Source organism: Streptomyces natalensis ATCC 27448 (assembly GCF_000935125.1).
GTDB classification, from domain to species: Bacteria; Actinomycetota; Actinomycetes; order Streptomycetales; family Streptomycetaceae; genus Streptomyces; species Streptomyces natalensis.
Map to the genome: position 1 here is coordinate 714,829 of NZ_JRKI01000061.1, position 17,632 is coordinate 732,460.

The window sequence follows — 17,632 nt, forward strand, 5'->3', positions numbered from 1 at the left end:
GCGGCCGGAGGCCCAGGCGGGCGCGCCCCGGGGCGGCCGGCCCTCACCCCCGTAGCCGCTCCGCCAGCTCCTGCGGGTCCGTCGTCGGCCGCTCGCAGGTGAAGTGGCGGCAGACATACGCCGCCGGGCGGCCGTCGACCAGGGGCCGGTCCTTCAGCAGCGGGACCTCCTCCGCATCGTCCGACCCGGGGGCGCCCAGCGCGACCACCGTGCCGGGGGCCGTGCCGAGCAGGGCGGCACGGTGCAGCGCGGCGGTGGCGGGATCGTCCGCGGGGCCGACGACCGCGACCTCGCGGGGCCCGGCCAGGGCCGCCTCGCCGACCGCCAGGCCCCAGCCGATGAACCGCGGCGCGCGGCCCCCGAGCGCGGTGACGATGCCCAGGGCCGCCCCGGCGGCGTCCCGGTGGAGGTCGCTGCCGGTCAGCGCCGCATACGAGAGCAGGGCCCCGGCGGCGGCGGTCCAGCCGGAGGGGGTGGCGTTGTCGGTGGGGTCCTGGGGGCGGCGGATCAGCGTTTCGGCGTCGGCGGCGGTGTCGTAGAGCGCGCCGTCCTCGGCGGTGAACTGGACCAGGACGGTGTCCAGGAAGAAGCCGGCGAACTCGCCCCAGACGCCCTCCCCGGTGACCGAGGCCAGCGCCAGGAAGCCCTCGGCGACATTGGCGTAGTCCTCCAGGACGCCGGAGTTGGCTCCGGCGACGCCGTCGCGGGAGGTGCGGTGCAGCCGGGCCTGCCAGTCCATGTGGACACGGACCAGGAGGTCGGCGGCGTCGGTGGCGGCCTGGACCAGATCGGGGCGGTCGAAATAGGCGCCGGTCTCGGCGAGCGCGGCGATCGCCAGGCCGTTCCAGGAGGCGACGACCTTGTCGTCCCGGCCGGGCCGGGGCCGCTGCGCCCGCGCCGCCAGCAGCCGCTGCCGGACGGACGCCACCCGCTCGGCGTCGTCCGAGCCGTCGGCCGCATCCGGCAGCTGGAGCACCGAGGCGCCCTCCTCGAAGGTGCCCTCCTCGGTCACCCCGAAGTGGGCGGCGGCGAATTCCGCGTCCTTCTCGCCCAGGACGTCGCGCAGCTGATCCGGCGTCCATACGTAGTAGGCGCCCTCGACGTGCCGGCCCGAGCCGCTGCCGTCGTCGCTGTCCGCGTCCAGCGCGGAGGCGAATCCGCCCTGTTCGGTGCGCAGTTCGCGGACCATGAAGTCGGCGGTCTCCAGGGCCACCCGACGGGCCGGATCCGAGCCGGTGGTGCGCCACAGGTGGGCGTACACCCGGCACAGCAGCGCGTTGTCGTAGAGCATCTTCTCGAAGTGGGGTACCAAAGGCCCACCTGGCCGAGGTGTGAGAACGTACCGGTGGAACCCGCCTCCCACCTGGTCGTACAGGCTCGAACGAGCCATCGCGCCACTCAGCCCTTCGGCCATCTCCAGCGCCGCCACGGAACCGGCCCGCGCGTGGTGGCGCAACAGGAACTCGATCACCATCGACGGCGGGAACTTGGTGTCTCCCTTGAACCAACCGCTCGCGGGGTCGATGTCCCGGGTCAGTTGGAGGAGGGCCAGAGCCTGGGTCTCCTCGGTGGGCGTCCCGGCATCCCCAGTGCTCAGCTCCCGCTCGGCAAGGTCCCGAGTGATCTTCCCTGCGACTTCTCCCACCTCGTCCCGTCGGCTCGTCCAGGCGTTGTGCACTCCTTCGAGTACCTGCCGGAAGGACGGCATGCCGTGGCGGGGCTCGGGCGGGAAGTAGGTGCCGAAGTAGAAGGGCTCCCCGTCCGGCGTCATGAACACGGACATGGGCCAGCCGCCCTGCCCGGTGGCGGCTTGCACAGCCTCCATGTAGACGGCGTCCACGTCGGGCCGCTCCTCACGGTCCACCTTGACGGACACGAAGTGCTCGTTCATGTATGCCGCGGTGTCGTTGTCCTCGAAGGACTCGTGCGCCATGACGTGGCACCAGTGGCAAGCGCTGTAGCCGACGCTCAAGAACACGGGGACATCGCGCCGCCGAGCTTCTTCGAACGCGTCTGTCTCCCATGGCCACCAGTCAACGGGATTGTCCGCGTGCTGGAGGAGGTACGGGGACGTGGCCTGGGCAAGTCGATTGGGCATACCCCCATCCTTGCGCACCCGCGGACGCCCGCCCATGCGCCACGGGGGGGCGCATGGACGGGGCGGCGAAGGCCCCGCCCGGCTGTCTTGCTCGCCGTCGCCGGACGGGGTTGCCGCTCGGGCTGCCTGCCGGGCACACATCCGCCTTCACGGGCCGCTACTGCCGCCATCCGCTGACCGGGGACCTGCTGCCGGTGTGGACCGCGAGCTGGGTCGCGCCGGAGTTCGGGACCGGGGCCGTCCTGGTCAACCCCGGCCATGACGCGACCGACCTGGCGTTCGCCCGCGAGGTCGGACTGCCCGTACGCTTCGCCCTCCTCCCGGCCGGCCGGGAGGAGGCCCCGGAGCACTGGCCGTGCTGACCGGCGCCGACCCCCGGGAGCCGCTGCCCCTCAAGGCTCAGCAGACCGAGCCCGCGCAGCGATTCCTGCACACCCACACCGAACTCGTCGAATCGGCCCAGGAGACGCCGGGCGAGGCCGACAGGGCGACGCTGAAGGCCGCCGCCCAGATCAAGTCGGCGCTGCGGCAACGCCACATCGAGCAGGCGTTCACCCACCTGTACCGCATGCAGAAGTCCCTGGCGAAGAGCGAGGCGCCGCTCAGCGGTGCCCGCACCGTCTACGAGGTGCTCACCCACGTCCTCGCGGGCCTGCCCGGCCGCCGTACCGACACGCAGCTCAACCGTGCCTGGCAGCTCGTATGACGGCCGCCCCGCGGTCCCGGGCACAGTCGGCTCCTCAACTCGACTACGGGCCGGCCGCGGTGCGGCCTTGAAGCTGACGCAGCGGCAGCTTGGACGATGACTCCGTACGGCAGACACGATCACCCCACCGGAGGCATTCGTCATGTTGCGCGGCAAGGGCATCCACTACGACACCGGCACCTTTCCCAACGGCGACACATCGCGCCCCGTCTTCGACGTCCGGGACGCCGAACGGGACATGCGTGTCATCGCGGAGGACCTGCACTGCACCGCTGTCCGTATCACCGGGGGCGATCCGGACCGTATCGAGACCACGGCGCGGTACGCGGCGGAGGCGGGCCTGGAGGTCTGGTTCTCGCCGTTTCCCTGCGAGCTGTCGAACGCCGAGATGCTGCCGCTGTTCACCGACTGCGCCGAGCGGGCGGAGCGGCTGCGGCGCGACGGCGCCGAGGTCGTCCTCGTCACCGGCTGCGAGCTCAGCGTGTTCGCCCGCGGCTACCTGCCCGGGGACACACTGAACGAGCGCATTCCGGTCCTGGCGGGCCCCGGCCGCGAAGCCGCGCTCCAGGGCATCCCTGACAAGGTCAACGCCTTTCTGGGGGAGGTCGTCGACGCCGTGCGGCCCCTCTTCGGCGGCCGCGTGAGCTACGCCTCCTGCCCTCTGGACGGCGTGGACTGGGCCCCGTTCGACGTCGTCGGCCTGGACGCCTTCCGTAGCCTGCGCAACGCGGCCACCTACCGCACCGACCTGCGCGAGGAATGCGGCCACGGCAAGCCCGTCGCCATCATGGAGGCCGGCTGCTGCACCTACCGGGGAGCGGGAGAGCACGGCGGCGCCGGCTGGTACCTGGCGAGGGAGGCCGACGGCGTCACCCTCAAACCCGGCCTGGTGCGCGACGAGGGCGAGCAGGTCCGCTACCTCGAAGATCTCATGACCGTCTTCGAGGAGGAGGGCGTCGATTCCGTCTTCTGGTTCAGCTTCGCCGGTTTCAGCACACCCCACCGGACATCCGGACCGGACGAGGACCTCGCCTCCTACGGCATCGTCAAAGTCCTGGACGAGCACAGCGGCTGTCCCGCCGGCAAGCGCGCCTACCCCGACATGCCCTGGGAACCGAAGCAGGCGTTCCACGCACTCGCCACCCGCTACAGGGCCCGCTGAGCTCGGTGCGGGCGGTGCTGGTGCTGTCGCCGCCCTAGGCCGCGACCCGCTCGGGAGAGCGCCGTACGGCGGTGGGCATCAGCAGCCCGACGACGGCGAACAGCGCGCCGAGCGCCAGCCAGCCGCGCCCGCCGTCGTCGGACAGGCACAGGGCGGAGAGCAGCCAGGGCGCGACGGCCGTCGCCAGTCCGCGGCCGAGCGAGAAGAAGCCCTGGTACTGGCCGTGGGCGCCGTCCGGTGCGAGGGAGAAGCTCAGCCCGAACGACCCTGCGGAGGTCCAGAGTTCGCCCGCCGTCAGCAGCGCCGCAAAGGCGATGAGCAGCAGCACGGCCAGCCATGGCGGCGTCGAACTCGTGAAGACGACGACCGCACACGCGGCCAGCAGGGCCAGCCCGGCGCGCCGGCACAGCCGGGCCGCCCGCGCGTCGTCCTCCGCGCCGCGGCTCGCGCGCATCTGCAACAGGATGACCAGGCCCGCGTTGATCACGACGATGGCCGAGACGGTCAGCTTGGGGGCGGACGTATGGTCGACGACCCAGAGCGGCACGGCGAAGGAGAGCACCTGCGCCTGGAGGCTGAGCACACCGCAGATGACGGTGACCCATACGTAGCGGACATCGCGGAAGACCTGCCAGCGCGACGTCTGCGCGGGCGTCTTGCCGCCGGTCATGACCGAGTCCGTGGCCAGCCGGTACAAGGGCACGGCGGCGGCCGGGAACGTCAGCGCCGTGCCCAGCAGCAGCGCGGTGTAGGCGGTGGTGGTGCCCACGTCGATGGCGATGGCCGCCAGTCCCGCGCCGATGGCCACCCCCACATTGGTCACGACCCGCAGATACGCCCGCAGCCGTACCCGCTCGGCCCCCTCGCCGACCGCGGCGATCAGCGCCCCGCGGGCCGCGCTGCTGCCCTGTTCGGCCAGGGTGAAGACGGTGATGAGCCCCAGGAACAGCGGGTATGCGTGGACGAGCGCGAGCGCCGTCATTGTCACGAACTGCACGGTGAGCAGTACGGCATAGGTACGGCGCGGGCCGTAGCGGTCCGCCAGGCCGCCGAGCGGCACCGCTCCGGCGAGGGATATCAGACCGGCGAGGCTGAGGCCGAAGGCGACCCGGCCGGTGGACAGGCCCGCGACACGGGTGAAGAAGAGGACGCTGGTCGGCAGGTAGAGGCCGCTTCCCACCGTCTTGATCAGCCATGAGGCGGTGAGCAGCCGCGGCGCTCCCGGGCCGGGCAGCAGACGCCTGGCGGACGGGCGGCTCACTGCGGCTCCCCGAGCGTGTGCAGCCGGTCGATCATCCGGTGGGCCTCCTCGGGGCCGGGGGCGGCGAAGTACACCTCGACGTTGCCGGTTCCGCTCTGCTCCGCAGACAGTGCCTCGATGACGCCGGGCATCGCGAGGGCCCGCTCCCGTACCCCCTCCCGGGCCGGCAACTGGGTGCGGCCGACGGTCCCTTGCCGGTGGGGGCGGGCGGCCAGCCCGGACGGCTCGTCGAGGGCGGCCCGCACGAACTGCTCCCACAGGTCGACGCCGAACGCGTGCCGCCACATACCGGAGATGCCCAGCCCTCCGGGCCTGATGGCCACCTCTCCGATCACGGGCCCGTCAGCGGTCTCGAAGACCTCCAAGTGGGTCACGCCGTCGGCGAGTTCGAGGGCGCGGGCCGCTTCGGCGTGCAGGGCCAGGACCTTTTCGGCGAACGGGCTGTCCTGGGCGATGACGTAGCCGCTGTTGTACGCCGCGGGGGTGTGCAGCGGGGGGATGAAGTAGCGGGAAACCGCGGCCAGTTCCACCCGGCCGCCGCGCACGACGCCGTCGCAGTGGTACTCACCGAGGAAGTCCACGAGGCGCTCGACCTGGATGGGCACGCGGCGCGCTGCGAGGTCGTCGAAGCCGCCCGAGCGTTGCCGGTCGGTGAACTCCGCCTCGGTGTCCAGACGGTAGGTGCACTTCGACCCGGAGCCGAACACCGGCTTGACCATCACCGGCCAGCCGATCCGCCGCGCGGCGTGCGGGATCCCGTCCACGGTCGCGGCCTGCTCGAAGTCCGCGACCGGCAGACCGGCGGAGCGCAGCCGCGCCTTCATGGCGCGTTTGTGGGCCGCCCACAGGGACTGGTCGAAGGTCGCCCCGGGCAGGCCCAGCAGGGACCGGATGAGCCCGGCCGGGACGATGCTCTTCTCCGTGGTGGCGACGACATGGTCGAACGGTCCGCCGCGGAGGAGTTCGTACGCGGCGTGCTCGACCTGTGAGAGGTCTTCGAAGCTGTCGACGAAGGCGGTCTCCCAGCCGGTGTAGAGCCCGGCGTACGCCTTGCGGGTGATCACCCGGATCCGCAGGTCGGTGCGGTCCGCCAGGGCGCGCAGGACCTCGGGTTTGTCGGAGTTGAGCAGCAGGACCTGCCGGGTCATCCGGACTCCTCGATTCGGTGGTACGTGACGGTCGCCTCCGCTTCGTCGACGACGGCCCAGGCCGGGCTCGGCCCCCGGACGGGGCCGACGTTGACGAGGTACCGGCTGCCCGGGGTGAGGTGCACGGCTTCGCCGAAGCGCAGCGGAACGCTCTCCACGTCCGCCCAGCTGCGTCCGGCGTCCGGCAGCCGGTGCACGGCGCTGCGGTGGTGGTGGCCGTGGAAGAGGGCCCGCCCGCTGAACTCGGCGTCCAGCGGGCACCACAGGTCCGGTTCCACCTCCTGCCAGGGCGGCAGCGCGTGGCCGTGGCAGTACGTGGCGAAGTCCGTGTGCAGCGTGAGCGGCGCGTCGAGCACCGGCGTCGCCCAGGCCGGGCGGGCCCTGCCGGGGACCAGTGCGGCGATGCGCTCTTCCTGGTTGCCTCGTACCACCCGCGCACCGTCCAGCAGCCCGACCAGCTCGGGGTCCTGGTCGAAGATCTCGTCGACGCGCGTGAAGGCGTGGCCGGCGACGTCCCGTTTGCTGATGTGGCACTCGAAGACATCGCCCAGACAGATGACCTGGCGCACCTGCTGGCCGCGGACGCGGGCGAGCACCGCGCGCAGGCCCGCGGTGTTGCCGTGGATGTCGGTGACGACGGCGTAGCGCATCGTTTCAGTCCTTCACCGGTCGGTCCGTCGGCGCCGCGGCCGCCGCCACCTCGATCTGCACCTGTTCCGCGAGGAGTTCGCAGCGCCGGGCGGCGTCCGTCGCGTCGATGCCGTCGGTCAGTACGTACCCCGCGCGGTCCTGGGAGCGGCGCACCGGGCCGATCGTGTCGCCGACGCCGACATCGAGCGTGATGACGGCCCCTCCGCCCGCGGTGTCCGGGGTGCGGATGTGCCGGACGGTGCCGGGGGGCGGGGTCAGGAACCGGATGGCGGCGCCGCCGCGGGCCACCGGCCGGCGCGTCGGCGCGGGACGCAGCCCGAGCGGGCAGGCCACCGTGAGAGCGACCAGGTCGACGCCGTAGGTGCGGCGCACCAGTTCACGGATCTTGTCGCCGCCGATGCGGTTGTGGGACTCGATGATCCGGGGCCCGTGCCCGGTCACCTTCACCTCGGTGTGGGAGGGCCCTTCGTGCAGGCCCACGGCGTCCAGGAACGCCACGGTCAGCGCCGCGGCCTCCTCCAGCACCGCCGGCGGCAGGGCGCTGGGCATGGTGTGCCCGACCTCCACGAAGGACGGCAGCACCTGCTTGTCGGTGATCGCGACGATGGTGTGCCGCCCCTGGTGGGAGAACCCCTCCACGCTGATCTCCGGGCCGTCGAGGAACTCCTCCGCGACGGGGTCCGTGCCGCCGGCCGCGGTGAACCGCCGCCAGGCGGCGTCCGCGTCCCGGGGCCCGTCCACCCGGCCCACGGCCCGGCTGGACGATCCGCCGGCCGGTTTGAGGATCACCGGCCCGCCGACCTCCCGGCAGAAGTCGGCGAGGCCGGCGGGTGACGACAGTGAACGGCTCCGGACGGGGCTGAGCCCCCGGTCGGCGAGCAGCCCCCGCATCCGCCGCTTGTCCTGGAGCAGGCGCACGGTGTGCAGGGAGTTGCCGGGGAGGCCGAGCCCGCCCGCCGCCGCGGCGGCGGGCAGCAGCCCTCGTTCGGTCAGGGACAGCACGCGTGCCAGCGGCTGCCGCTCGTGGAACGGGGCCAGCGCCGCGAGGACCGCTCCGGCGTCGTCGAGATCCGCGGCGACCGCATGGTCGGCCGCCTCCGCCGCCTTCGGACGCGGTGCGTCCGCGGCGTGCACGAAGACCGTCCGCACGCCCAAGACGCGTGCCGCATCGACCAGTTGAGGGGTTCCGGCGACAATCGCGAGGACCGGTCCGGAGCCGTTCGTCATGCCACGGACTCCGGCTGCGGCTCCCCGGCCGCGTCGGCACGCGGCTCGCCGAACCGCTCCTTGAGATAGGCGACGAGGTCGGCGTTCTCCCGTAACTTGCCCGGGATCACGGTCGCCCCGTCGACCAGGGCGGGGATGAACTTGCTGCCGGTCGCTCTGATCAGCTCGTGCCGCTCCTCACGCGGCTTGGGGACGTTGATGTTGATGTACGAGATCTGGAGCTTGGTCAGCAGCTCCCGTACGGGCTTGCAGTCCGGGCAGGTCTCCCGCTGGAACAGGACGAGCATCACTTCACCTCTTCATGGAAGGTGTGGAAGGTACGGACGACTTCGCCGACGCCGGAGCCCGGCGTGAAACGGTGCCCGAGGGTGAGCAGGGACATCTCCAGGGCCCCGAAGACCGCACACAGGTCGAGCGCATCGGCCGCGCCCACATGTCCCACCCGGATCAACTTGCCCTTGAGATGGGCCTGTCCCCCCGTCATGGTCAGACCGTACTGGGTGGACAGGGTCTTCAGCAGCTGGGACGTGTCGATGCCTTCGGGCGCGAGCGCCGAGGTGATGACATGGCTGCGGCGGTGGGGTTCCTGGATGAACGTGCAAAAGCCCAGTTCCCGCAGCGCTCGTTCGGCCGCGCGGCCCAGGGTGGCGTGCCGTTTCCGGAAGTCCGGCAGCCCTTCCTCGCCCAGCATCTTCAAGGATTCGTGCAGGCCGAGCAGCAGCGAGACCGCGGGGGACGAGGAGGACATGGGGTAGAAGTGGCGCAGCCGCTCGAACGACCAGTAGTAGGCCGGGCCGGAGGAACTCTCCACGGCCGTCCACGCCTTGTCCGACAGGGCGATGAAGGCGAGGCCCGGCGGCAGCATGAAGCCCTTGTGCGAGGCCGCGAGCACGACGTCCAGGCCCCAGTCGTCCATGTCGAGCGGGTGCACCAGCAGTCCGCTGATGGCGTCCACCACGACGACCACATCGGTGTCGCGGAAGATCCGCCCGATGGCTTCGACGTCGTTCAGGGCGCCGGTGGAGGTCTCGCTGTAGACGACGAAGGCGCCCCGGATCTGCGGGTGCTGAGCGTATGCCTCGGCCACCCGCTGCGGGTCGACGCTGGTGCCCCAGTCGCTCTCCACCACGTGCACGGTGAGCCCGTAGTTGCGGCAGATCGCCTGGAAGCGCTCACCGAAATAGCCGTTCGAGACGACGAGGACCTCGTCCTCGGCGGAGAAGCAGTTGGCAACGGCCGCCTCCATGGCACCGGTGCCGGACGTCGCGATGGTGTAGACGGGACGGGAGGTGCCGAAGAGCGGCGGGAGCCCCTCGTTGATCTCGTGGATCAGCTCTTCCATCTCCGCCGAGCGGTGATGGATGATCTCCCGGGCACCGGCCAGCAGGAGCCGCTGGGGTACCTCGGTCGGGCCGGGGGTGGCCAGACGCAGCTTCACTGGGTTTCCTCCTTGGCCGCACGGGGCGGGTCGATCAGAACGCGTCGGGTGGCCGGCTTCAGGTCGAAGTCGATGAGCACCACACGGTGGGAAGGCGACATGCCCAGTCCGCCGTCCCGGAAGGGCACCAGCACACTGGTGCCGAGCAGGGACGACTTCAGGTGCGAGAAGCCGTTGGGGTCCTCGGTGGTCAGCTCGTGCAGATAGCGGTTGCCGTCATCGGGCGCCAGCCGCTCCAGGAGCCGCAGCAGGTCCGCAATGGCGCCCGGTTCGTAGCGCATGATGGTCAGGCCCACCGTGCTGCCGTGGGCGAAGACCCCCGCCAGCCCGTCGCCCGCGCCGTGCTCGCGCAGCCGCTCGGTGAGCTCATCGGTGAGGTCGTAGTGGGAGTTGAGGCCGGAGCTGGGAATCGTCAGCTCGATCATGCGACGGTCGCCTCCGCCACGGACAGCGGGAAGTTGTCGTCCGCCAGGTCGCCGGGGCCGGTCAGCAGCCACGCCGGGACCGTCGCCAAGGCGGCCGTGATCCGGCTCCGCCGGTCCGCCTGAGCGGCGCGGCCGTCCGTCAGATAGTGGTGCCATCCGGCGTTGGCGCCGTCGAACGCCGATTCCACATTGGCGTCGAGGGAGGCCGCGAGCGCGTCCGGTGCGGGCGGGCAGGGTTCCAGGACGGTACGGTCGCCGGGCCCGATCGCCGGGTGGATGATCGCGGAGACGGGGACGCGGGTGCCGCGGGGCGCGCTGGGGAAGCGTTCCCGGAACCGGACGGGGTCCACCGCGAACTTGCCCACCGGCGAGAACGCGTGGCCGGGGGCGGGCTCGTAGCCGTCCGCGATCCCGGCGATCTCCTTCAGACCGGCGTACTTGGCGATGGTGCCGTAGCCGAGATGGGGGTAGTCGGGCCAGCCCGAGGCGAGCACCGAGCCGTCCGCCTGCTCGTGCAGCACGGTCTTGTCGCCACTCATGATCTGGTAGCCGAACTTCTCCACCAGCTCCAGCAGGATCGTGCTCTTGCCCGCGCCCTTCGCCCCGGTGATCAGGACGGCGGATCCGTCGCGGTACGCGGCCGTCGCGTGCAGCACGGCCGCCCCGGCGTTCTCCTGGTCCTTGAGGACGAGGTCGCGGATCAGCTCGACCAGGTCCATGGCGCCGCCCGGTCCGATCAGCACGTCGATGGTCCGTGCGGCGCGGTCGAAGGCGAACCGGGTACCGGTTTTGGTGCACTCCAGGTACTCGCGTCCGAGTGCTTGGGCGCGCCGGGCGGGGATGGTGAAGAAGTCGCTGGCGCTCTTGCGGACGTAGATGTCCTCCCAGGGCGTGCCGGACGGCGGCACATGCCGGTCCGACGCCGCGGCCGCGATGCGCAGCGTGGCGAGGGCCTCGGCCGGCCGCGCTGCGGCATCGTGCGGAGCGGCGGCCAGATGGGTCCCGAGGAAGTCCAGCGCCTCGCCGATGTCGGCGCCGGGCGCCGTCTCCAGGTCCAGGCGGGTGTGGTCGAAGGTCAGGCTGCGCACCTCGGCCCCGGCGATCGCGCTCATCGTGCGGCCTCCGCCAGATCGCGGCCCAGCGCTTCGTAGTGGGCCTGCCGTTCCAGCATCTGCGGCACCCGCTGGAGGTCGAAGATCTCCTTGAGCGAGGCCAGATCCTCCTCCACGTGCAGGGTGGTGCCGTCCTGCATGATCTTCACCAGCGTCTCGCGCATGGCACGCAGGGAGCTGCGCAGCGCGTGGTTGGCGTAGATGGCCATGGCGAAGCCGCGCTCCTGAAGCTCGGCGACGGTGACCTGGTTGTAGGTGGTCGGGACGACGATCACCGGGAGGTCACCGGTGTACGCCGCGCGGAAGGCGAAGACCTCGTCCGGTTCGGTCAGCTTCGAGTGGATCAACAGCGCGTCGGCGCCCGCGCGTTCGTAGACCTCGGCCCGGCGCAGCGCCTCGTCCATCCCCTTGCCGGAGATCAGCGCCTCCAGGCGGGCGACGACGACGAGGTCCTCGCGCACCTCCGTCGCGGCCCGGATCTTGCCCGCGAAGTCGTCCAGCGGAGCGAGGTCCTGGTTTCCCTCGATGAAGCTGTTGAGCTTGGGGAACTGCTTGTCCTCGATGCAGACTCCGGCGAGCCCGCGCCTCTCGTAGGTCCGCACCATGTGGATGACGTTGTTGACGTTGCCGAATCCGGAGTCGCAGTCCGCCAGCACCGGTAGTTCGACGGCGTCCGCCAGGCCGGCCGCCGCTTCGAGGCACTCGGGCATCGCGAGGATGTTGGCGTCGGGCACGCCTGCGGCGGCGGAGATCTCCAGGCCGCTGGACCAGATGACATCGAATCCGGCTTCTTCGGCCAGGCGCGCGCTCAACGGGCTGTGGGCTCCCATGGCGCGGGCCAGGCCCGGGGACTCAAGGGCGGCGCGCAGCGCGTGCGCGGCACCGGTCTGTGCGGCCGGTTGTCTGGCGGTCATGCGGGGAGTCCTCCACTCATTTCGCGGCACACGTTCTCCAGCACCTCGTCGAGCACCTTGCGCGGGCGGGCGGCGCCGATCCGGCGGCCCACCTCCCACGGGTCCAGGCCGTAACGGGCCGCGGCCTTCTCAAGACGGTCCTGGTAGTAGTAGTGGTGATCGTTGATACCGGCCGCGATCTCCGCGCGGCGCACGGTCATCGGGCGGGGCAGCACCTGCTCGGCGACGTACTCGGCGGCCTCGCAGACCGCGGGCAGATCGGTGTGCGTCTCGTACGCGGGCCATGCCGTCAGGAAGGCGGCGGCCTGCTCCGTGGCGAGGTTGCCGGCCCCTCGGGCCATGGCGCACAGCGACGCGTCCAGCCAGCCCGCGCCGGCGTCCATGGCGGCCAGCGCGTTGGCGGCGGCCAGTCCCAGGTTGTTGTGCGCGTGGATGCCGATCGGGCAGTCCAGCCGCCCGGCGAGGAGCTCGATGCGCTCGCGCACGCCGTCCGGTGTGAGCGAGCCGAAGGAGTCGGCCACGTACATCACGTCGGGAAGCTCCGAGCGGACCGTTTCCGCGATGCCGGCCAGTTCCGGAAGGCCGGCATAGCTCACGGCCATCAGGTTGACGGTGGTGCGCAGCCCCAGGGAGCGCGCCGCCCGGACGTACTCGGGCACGCCGTCGATGTTCCACGGATAGGCGGCGATACGGACCAGGGAGACCGGGCTGTCGGGCAGGTCGTCCATGGCTCCGACGGGGCAGACCGTGGGGACGACCATGACGGCCAGTTCGGCGTGGCGGGTGGGCGGCAGCGCCGCGAGGAACTCGGGGGTGCAGTGCGCGGTGGGCCCGGCGGTCGCGCTGTTGGCGCTTCCCGAGCCTCCGCGGTAGCCCACCTCGATGACGTCGACGCGGGCCGCGTCGAGCGTGCTGACGATGGTCCGTACGTCGGTGGGGGTGAACTGCCAGTCGTTCTGATTGCCCCCGTCACGCAGGGTGCAGTCGAGTAATACGGGTTTCACGCCATCCTCCTTCAGGCATGCGCCGGGGCACCGAGACCCGCTCGGAAGCGGGAGACGAGTTCCTGCGGCGTCAGAGCGACCCGGTCTCCCGCCTTGTGGGTGCGCGGCAGGCACCGGATGTGCACCAGTGCCGGGGTGTGGGTGAGATCGAGGGCGGCCAGCTCTTCGAGGCTGTCCACCGTGCAGGCGGCGGCGTAGCCGGCGGCGAGGGCCAGGGCCGCCGGGTCGCCGAGCGCCGCGGTCCGCTGGCCGCCGGTGCTCTCGTGGGCCCCGTTGTCCAGCACCACGTGCACCAGATCCGGCCGGTGTTCGGCGATCATCGGGAGGCAGCCGAGGTTCATGGCGAAGGAGCCGTCCCCGTCGAGCACCACCACCCGTCGGGCGACGTCCGCCAGGGCGACACCGAGGCCGATCGGCCCGGCCATGCCCATGGAGCCGACGAGGTAGAAGTTGTTCTCCCGGTCGGCGATGTTGTACACGTCGCGGGTGATGTATCCGCAGGTCGTGACGTACAGTGCGGACGGCTCACGGGCCTGTACGGCCTTGATCGCGTCACGGATGTCGAGCATGGTCACACGCCTTCCTTGACGATGAGAACCGCGGTGCGCCGACCGCCGTCGTGCTGCTTCAGGAAGGCGTCGACGGACTGCTGCGGCGCCTGCGGGTCCAGGACCGTCCACGGCAGGTCGAACACGTCCAGAAGGTGCGTCAGTTCACGTCCGATGACGTCGTGTTCGACCGCGTCGTTGCCGTCGTGTCCCCGCCAGCTCACCACCAGGGGCAGGTGCACGTCGTAGATGAGCGTGAACGAGGTGAGGACGTTGAGCGAATAGCCCAGGCCGGAGTTCTGCATGAGCACAACTGCTTTGGAGCCGGCCAGCGTCAGCCCCGAGGCGACGCCGACCGCGGTGTCCTCCCTGGGCGCCGGCAGATAGCGGGCCGGACACTGCGGGGACTCGAGTATCCGGAACAACCCTTTGAGCAAAGAGCACGGAACGCCGGTGAAGTGCGTGAATCCACGGTCAAGGAACGACTGCATCACGACTTCGGCGGAGTTGCCCGGTGCAATGGAACTCACAGCAGAGACCCCCGTCTTTTATGCGCTTTTCAGGGGCCGCACACGGACCGTCCCTGATTCCTTGAGTGACACAATCATGACCTGAATGCGAGGCAACCACAAGGGGATCTTCCGTTAAACAAGAGGATCGCTTTTCCCGGATATTTCCGGGCAGGCCAAAGCGGCAATCCCGCGGTGTGCGAGATTGCCTTCCTTGGGTTCTCAGTCCCCTCTCGCGTGCTCGGTGAAGCCGTGGTGGCCGGTCAGATCGAGCGCACGGGAACCCGAATTCCGGCGGAATGGACTGCCCGATAGCAGTAGGCCGCGCGGCTCACGGTCAGCAGCTCGTCATTCCTTTCCGAGGCCATCTGGGCGGCGTGACACGCCGCCAGGACCTCCGGTCCCTCGATATGCAGGGCGGTCGACGCCGCATACAGACGCCCGGCCGTGACAGCCGCATCGGGCCCCGTCGCGCCTATTTCCAGACCGATCCGGTCACAGAATCCGGACAGCTTACTTCCCAGAAACTCGTGCCGCTCGATGCATTCGTCGTCCCAGCATGAACGCATGCTTGCAGATACCGCTACCGCCACCGCCGGAGCGGAAAGTCTGAGGGTGCCTCCTAATGCGGCCTCCCGAATGGCGGCGGCGGCCGGAGTATGCGCATCGACGATGCGATAGAGGGCGAAAGAGTCCACCACCGCACTCTCTGTCAGTCCCAACGCAGAATTGCCCGAAGTACTCAATGAGTCTCCCGTGTGCGTCCCGATGGTTCCCGCGAGCCATCGATATCTACCCGACGGCCGCCTCTTCTTCAACAGGCTCCAGCATGCGCAGGAACCGCGGCGCGGCACCCACCGAGGGAAGGCCGGCGATGGCCTGCACGGCCGCGCGCAGGGCCGACTCCCCGGAGACCTCGGTGACCAGAACCCACGCGTCCGGCCCCGCCGTTCGCCGCCGCTGTACGGAGTCGACCCGCACGTCGTGCGCACGCAGCACGGCGGCGATGTCGTCGAGCGCCACGACGGAATCGGTGACGGGCACGCTGAGGTGATAGCGGCTGCGTACATCGCTCATGGCACGGACCCGGCCCGTGACGGTGGCCGGTGAGGCGGTCTCGCGATGCCCGAGCAGCCTCCTGCGCGCCGCTGTGACCAGATCGCCCACCACCGCGCTGGCGGTGGGGGTACCCCCGGCGCCGGCACCGCGGAACAGCAACCGGCCCGCGCCGGCCGCCTCGACGACCACGGCGTTGTCCGCGCCCCCCACATCGGCCAGCGGGTGCGTACGCGGCACCATCGCCGGGTGGACCCGGACCATGACGTCGTCCTCCCCGGCCGTCCGCTCCAGCACGGCGAGCAACTTGACCACGCAGTCGTGGGCGCGGGCGTCGGCCACGTCCTGCACCGTCACGCCGGTGATGCCCTCGCGGTACACCTCCGCCGGGGGCACCCAGGTGTGGAAGGCGAGCGAGGCCAGGATCACGGCCTTGGCCGCCGCGTCCGCCCCCTCGACATCGGCGGTGGGGTCGGCCTCGGCGTACCCGCGCTCGATGGCCTGGCGCAGTTCCGCGTCGAAGGCGCTGCCCTTCTGCGTCATGCGGTCCAGGATGTAGTTGGTGGTTCCGTTGACGATGCCGACGATCCGCGTGACCTCGTCACCACCGAGCGAATCGCGCAGTGGTCTCAGCAGGGGTACCGCACCGGCCACGGCCGCCTCGTAGAGCAGGTCGACACCCGCGCGTGCGGCGGCCCCGTGGAGCTCCGGCCCGTACGCGGCCACCAGCGCCTTGTTGGCGCTCACCACCGAAGCGCCGTGCTCCATCGCCGCGGCCACCAGCGAGTGGGTGGGCTCGATGCCGCCGAGCAGCTCGACGACGATGTCGACGTCGTCCCGTTTGACCAGCTCCAGCGGGTCATTGGTGAACAGCGCCGGATCGATGTCCAGACCCCTCGGCCGCCTGGGGTCGCGCACCGCGATGCCGGCGATCTCGACGGGCGCACCGATGCGGTCGGCCAGCGCCGCATGTGACGCGCGCAGCCGCCGTACGACTTCCGTGCCCACGACTCCGCAACCGAGCACGGCCACTTTCAGGGGTTGGTTGTTCATCGCACAGACCTTTCGGGGGCACGGCGCCGCTGAAACAACCGGAACACTTCGGCGAGAGCGACCAACAGCACCGGCAGGAGGAGGAAGTAGCGGAAGAAGACGAGCGAGCCGACCAGGGCGATCAGCCCGATCACGGCGCCGCACCAGGCCGCGGACATCCGTCGCAGCAGCCGCACCGCCGCGGCCAGACCGGCCACATACACCGTGACGAACAGGACGGATGCCGCCGTCATCAGCGCATCGACGCCGACCGGCGCGAACGAGAGCACCAGCATGACCAGCGTGGCGATCGCGGCCAGTACGGCGAGGCTGCGGCGGGGCACCTCGTCGGCGGCGCTGCCCTTGGCGAACCACTTGGGGAGCGCCCCGTCCCGCCCCAGCGCGGCGCCCAGCCGGGCTCCGCTCGCGGCGTAGGCGTTCACCGTGCCGAAGGAGAGGAAGATCGCCACGGTGACGGTGAGGGCCTGTGCCGCGCCTCCGATGCTGCGCTCCATGAGCATCGTCAACGGGACCGCGGAACCGTTCATGGCCGGCCCCAGCACAGCGACGCAGGCGACGGCGAGACCGAGGTAGACCACCGCGACCACGGCCACCGACAGTGCCGCGATCCTGGGCAGTTGACGCCTGGGGTCGGAGAACTCGTGGGACAGGTGGGTGACGGCCTCCCACCCCGCGAACGAGTAGAAGAGCAGGGTCACGGCGCCGCCCACCGCGAGCCAGCCGTGCGGCGCGAACGGCTCCAGGTTCTCGGTGCGGGCCTGCGGCAGTGTGGTGAACACCGCTGTCAGCAGCACCAGCATGAGCAGCCCGACCATCGCCAGCTGCATCCGCCCGGACATCCGCAGCCCGAACCAGTTGCCGCCATAGGCCACGACGAGGATCACGGCCGCCGACACCATGGCCGTGGCACGGCCGCCGCCCAGCGCACCGGCCACGTACTCGCCGCCGATGATGGAGGCGCAGCAGTTCGCCACCGGCACCGTGAAATAGAAACTCCAGCCGACCGGTGTGGCGGCCCGCCTGCCGAAGGCCTTGGTGACGAAGGTGGCGATGCCGCCCCCGTCCGGATATCTCGTTCCCAGCGCCGTGAAGGCACTCGCCACCGGGATGCAGAGCAGGACGATCGCCGCCCAGGCGATCAGCGAAGCGGGCCCGGCGACGCGTGCGGCGAGCGCCGGAAGGGCCAGCAACCCGCCCCCGAGGACGGCGCCGACGTAGAGCGCCGTTCCCTCGCCGATACCGATGCCCTGCCGTAAGGGAACGGGCGGTGAGGGAGTCGGGCGGATGAGCGTGTCGGAACCCGTACCACCAGGTGTCATG

General features: G+C 70.9%; 19 protein-coding genes. 3 read left to right on the forward strand and 16 right to left on the reverse strand.

Translation table 11 applies throughout. The annotated features are described in order from the left end of the window. Positions 1-43: 43 nt before the first annotated feature. Entirely contained in the window at positions 44-2,098 is a 2,055-nt protein-coding gene (locus tag SNA_RS33890; RefSeq protein WP_044368141.1) for a thioredoxin domain-containing protein, read from the reverse strand. Between the two features lie 53 nt (positions 2,099-2,151). Between SNA_RS33890 and SNA_RS40780 the strand changes: the two genes are divergently transcribed. The 3 genes from SNA_RS40780 to SNA_RS33905 all read left to right on the forward strand — a co-directional run bounded on the left by SNA_RS40780 (position 2,152) and on the right by SNA_RS33905 (position 3,966). Further along, positions 2,152-2,460: a class I tRNA ligase family protein gene (locus SNA_RS40780; RefSeq protein WP_157880162.1), complete on the forward strand. Its 309-nt coding sequence runs from the start codon at positions 2,152-2,154 to the stop codon at positions 2,458-2,460. Further along, positions 2,454-2,804 (forward strand): hypothetical protein, encoded by a 351-nt coding sequence (locus SNA_RS33900; RefSeq protein ID WP_030068720.1) that lies wholly within the window; start codon positions 2,454-2,456, stop codon positions 2,802-2,804. Before SNA_RS40780 ends, SNA_RS33900 begins: the two co-directional genes overlap by 7 nt. Before the next feature lie 142 nt (positions 2,805-2,946). Then, on the forward strand, positions 2,947-3,966 hold the full coding sequence (locus SNA_RS33905) for a hypothetical protein (RefSeq protein ID WP_030068719.1): 1,020 nt from the start codon (positions 2,947-2,949) through the stop codon (positions 3,964-3,966). A gap of 34 nt (positions 3,967-4,000) precedes the next feature. On the opposite strand, the gene SNA_RS33910 is transcribed toward SNA_RS33905, so the two are convergent. From SNA_RS33910 to SNA_RS33980, 15 genes are all read right to left on the reverse strand, one after another. Continuing rightward, the gene (locus tag SNA_RS33910) at positions 4,001-5,227 is read right to left on the reverse strand and encodes an MFS transporter (RefSeq protein WP_052809021.1); all 1,227 of its coding nucleotides are present in this window, start codon (positions 5,225-5,227) and stop codon (positions 4,001-4,003) included. After that, the gene (locus SNA_RS33915; RefSeq protein WP_052809022.1) at positions 5,224-6,375 is read right to left on the reverse strand and encodes an ATP-grasp domain-containing protein; all 1,152 of its coding nucleotides are present in this window, start codon (positions 6,373-6,375) and stop codon (positions 5,224-5,226) included. The genes SNA_RS33910 and SNA_RS33915 overlap by 4 nt, the downstream gene beginning before the upstream one ends. Next, positions 6,372-7,025 (reverse strand): metallophosphoesterase family protein, encoded by a 654-nt coding sequence (locus SNA_RS38745; RefSeq protein WP_030068714.1) that lies wholly within the window; start codon positions 7,023-7,025, stop codon positions 6,372-6,374. The genes SNA_RS33915 and SNA_RS38745 overlap by 4 nt, the downstream gene beginning before the upstream one ends. A 4-nt stretch (positions 7,026-7,029) precedes the next feature. Further along, positions 7,030-8,253 carry an ATP-grasp domain-containing protein gene (locus tag SNA_RS33925; protein WP_044368142.1) on the reverse strand — a complete coding sequence of 408 codons (1,224 nt, stop codon included), beginning with the start codon at positions 8,251-8,253 and terminating at the stop codon, positions 7,030-7,032. Beyond that, a complete protein-coding gene (locus SNA_RS33930) occupies positions 8,250-8,540 on the reverse strand; it encodes a glutaredoxin domain-containing protein (RefSeq protein WP_044368143.1) in 291 nt (96 codons plus the stop codon). Before SNA_RS33930 ends, SNA_RS33925 begins: the two co-directional genes overlap by 4 nt. Continuing rightward, on the reverse strand, positions 8,540-9,691 hold the full coding sequence (locus tag SNA_RS33935; RefSeq protein WP_030070740.1) for a pyridoxal-phosphate-dependent aminotransferase family protein: 1,152 nt from the start codon (positions 9,689-9,691) through the stop codon (positions 8,540-8,542). The genes SNA_RS33930 and SNA_RS33935 overlap by 1 nt, the downstream gene beginning before the upstream one ends. After that, the gene (locus SNA_RS33940) at positions 9,688-10,116 is read right to left on the reverse strand and encodes a YjbQ family protein (RefSeq protein WP_030070738.1); all 429 of its coding nucleotides are present in this window, start codon (positions 10,114-10,116) and stop codon (positions 9,688-9,690) included. The genes SNA_RS33935 and SNA_RS33940 overlap by 4 nt, the downstream gene beginning before the upstream one ends. Beyond that, positions 10,113-11,228 carry a hypothetical protein gene (locus SNA_RS38750; protein ID WP_051877489.1) on the reverse strand — a complete coding sequence of 372 codons (1,116 nt, stop codon included), beginning with the start codon at positions 11,226-11,228 and terminating at the stop codon, positions 10,113-10,115. The genes SNA_RS33940 and SNA_RS38750 overlap by 4 nt, the downstream gene beginning before the upstream one ends. Continuing rightward, a complete protein-coding gene (locus tag SNA_RS33950) occupies positions 11,225-12,142 on the reverse strand; it encodes an isocitrate lyase/phosphoenolpyruvate mutase family protein (RefSeq protein ID WP_044368145.1) in 918 nt (305 codons plus the stop codon). Before SNA_RS33950 ends, SNA_RS38750 begins: the two co-directional genes overlap by 4 nt. Beyond that, positions 12,139-13,146: a beta/alpha barrel domain-containing protein gene (locus SNA_RS33955; protein ID WP_030070732.1), complete on the reverse strand. Its 1,008-nt coding sequence runs from the start codon at positions 13,144-13,146 to the stop codon at positions 12,139-12,141. Before SNA_RS33955 ends, SNA_RS33950 begins: the two co-directional genes overlap by 4 nt. Positions 13,147-13,157: 11 nt before the next feature. Then, positions 13,158-13,715, reverse strand: coding sequence for a thiamine pyrophosphate-dependent enzyme (locus SNA_RS33960; RefSeq protein WP_030070730.1), 558 nt, complete (start codon positions 13,713-13,715; stop codon positions 13,158-13,160). Positions 13,716-13,717: 2 nt separating this feature from the next. Continuing rightward, positions 13,718-14,119, reverse strand: coding sequence for a hypothetical protein (locus SNA_RS33965; protein WP_338059841.1), 402 nt, complete (start codon positions 14,117-14,119; stop codon positions 13,718-13,720). A 347-nt stretch (positions 14,120-14,466) separates the two neighbouring features. Then, positions 14,467-14,901, reverse strand: coding sequence for a hypothetical protein (locus tag SNA_RS33970; RefSeq protein ID WP_157880163.1), 435 nt, complete (start codon positions 14,899-14,901; stop codon positions 14,467-14,469). 94 nt (positions 14,902-14,995) lie between these two features. Continuing rightward, positions 14,996-16,312: a homoserine dehydrogenase gene (locus SNA_RS33975; protein WP_030070725.1), complete on the reverse strand. Its 1,317-nt coding sequence runs from the start codon at positions 16,310-16,312 to the stop codon at positions 14,996-14,998. After that, positions 16,309-17,631: an APC family permease gene (locus SNA_RS33980; RefSeq protein WP_044368147.1), complete on the reverse strand. Its 1,323-nt coding sequence runs from the start codon at positions 17,629-17,631 to the stop codon at positions 16,309-16,311. Before SNA_RS33980 ends, SNA_RS33975 begins: the two co-directional genes overlap by 4 nt. Position 17,632 lies beyond the last annotated feature (1 nt).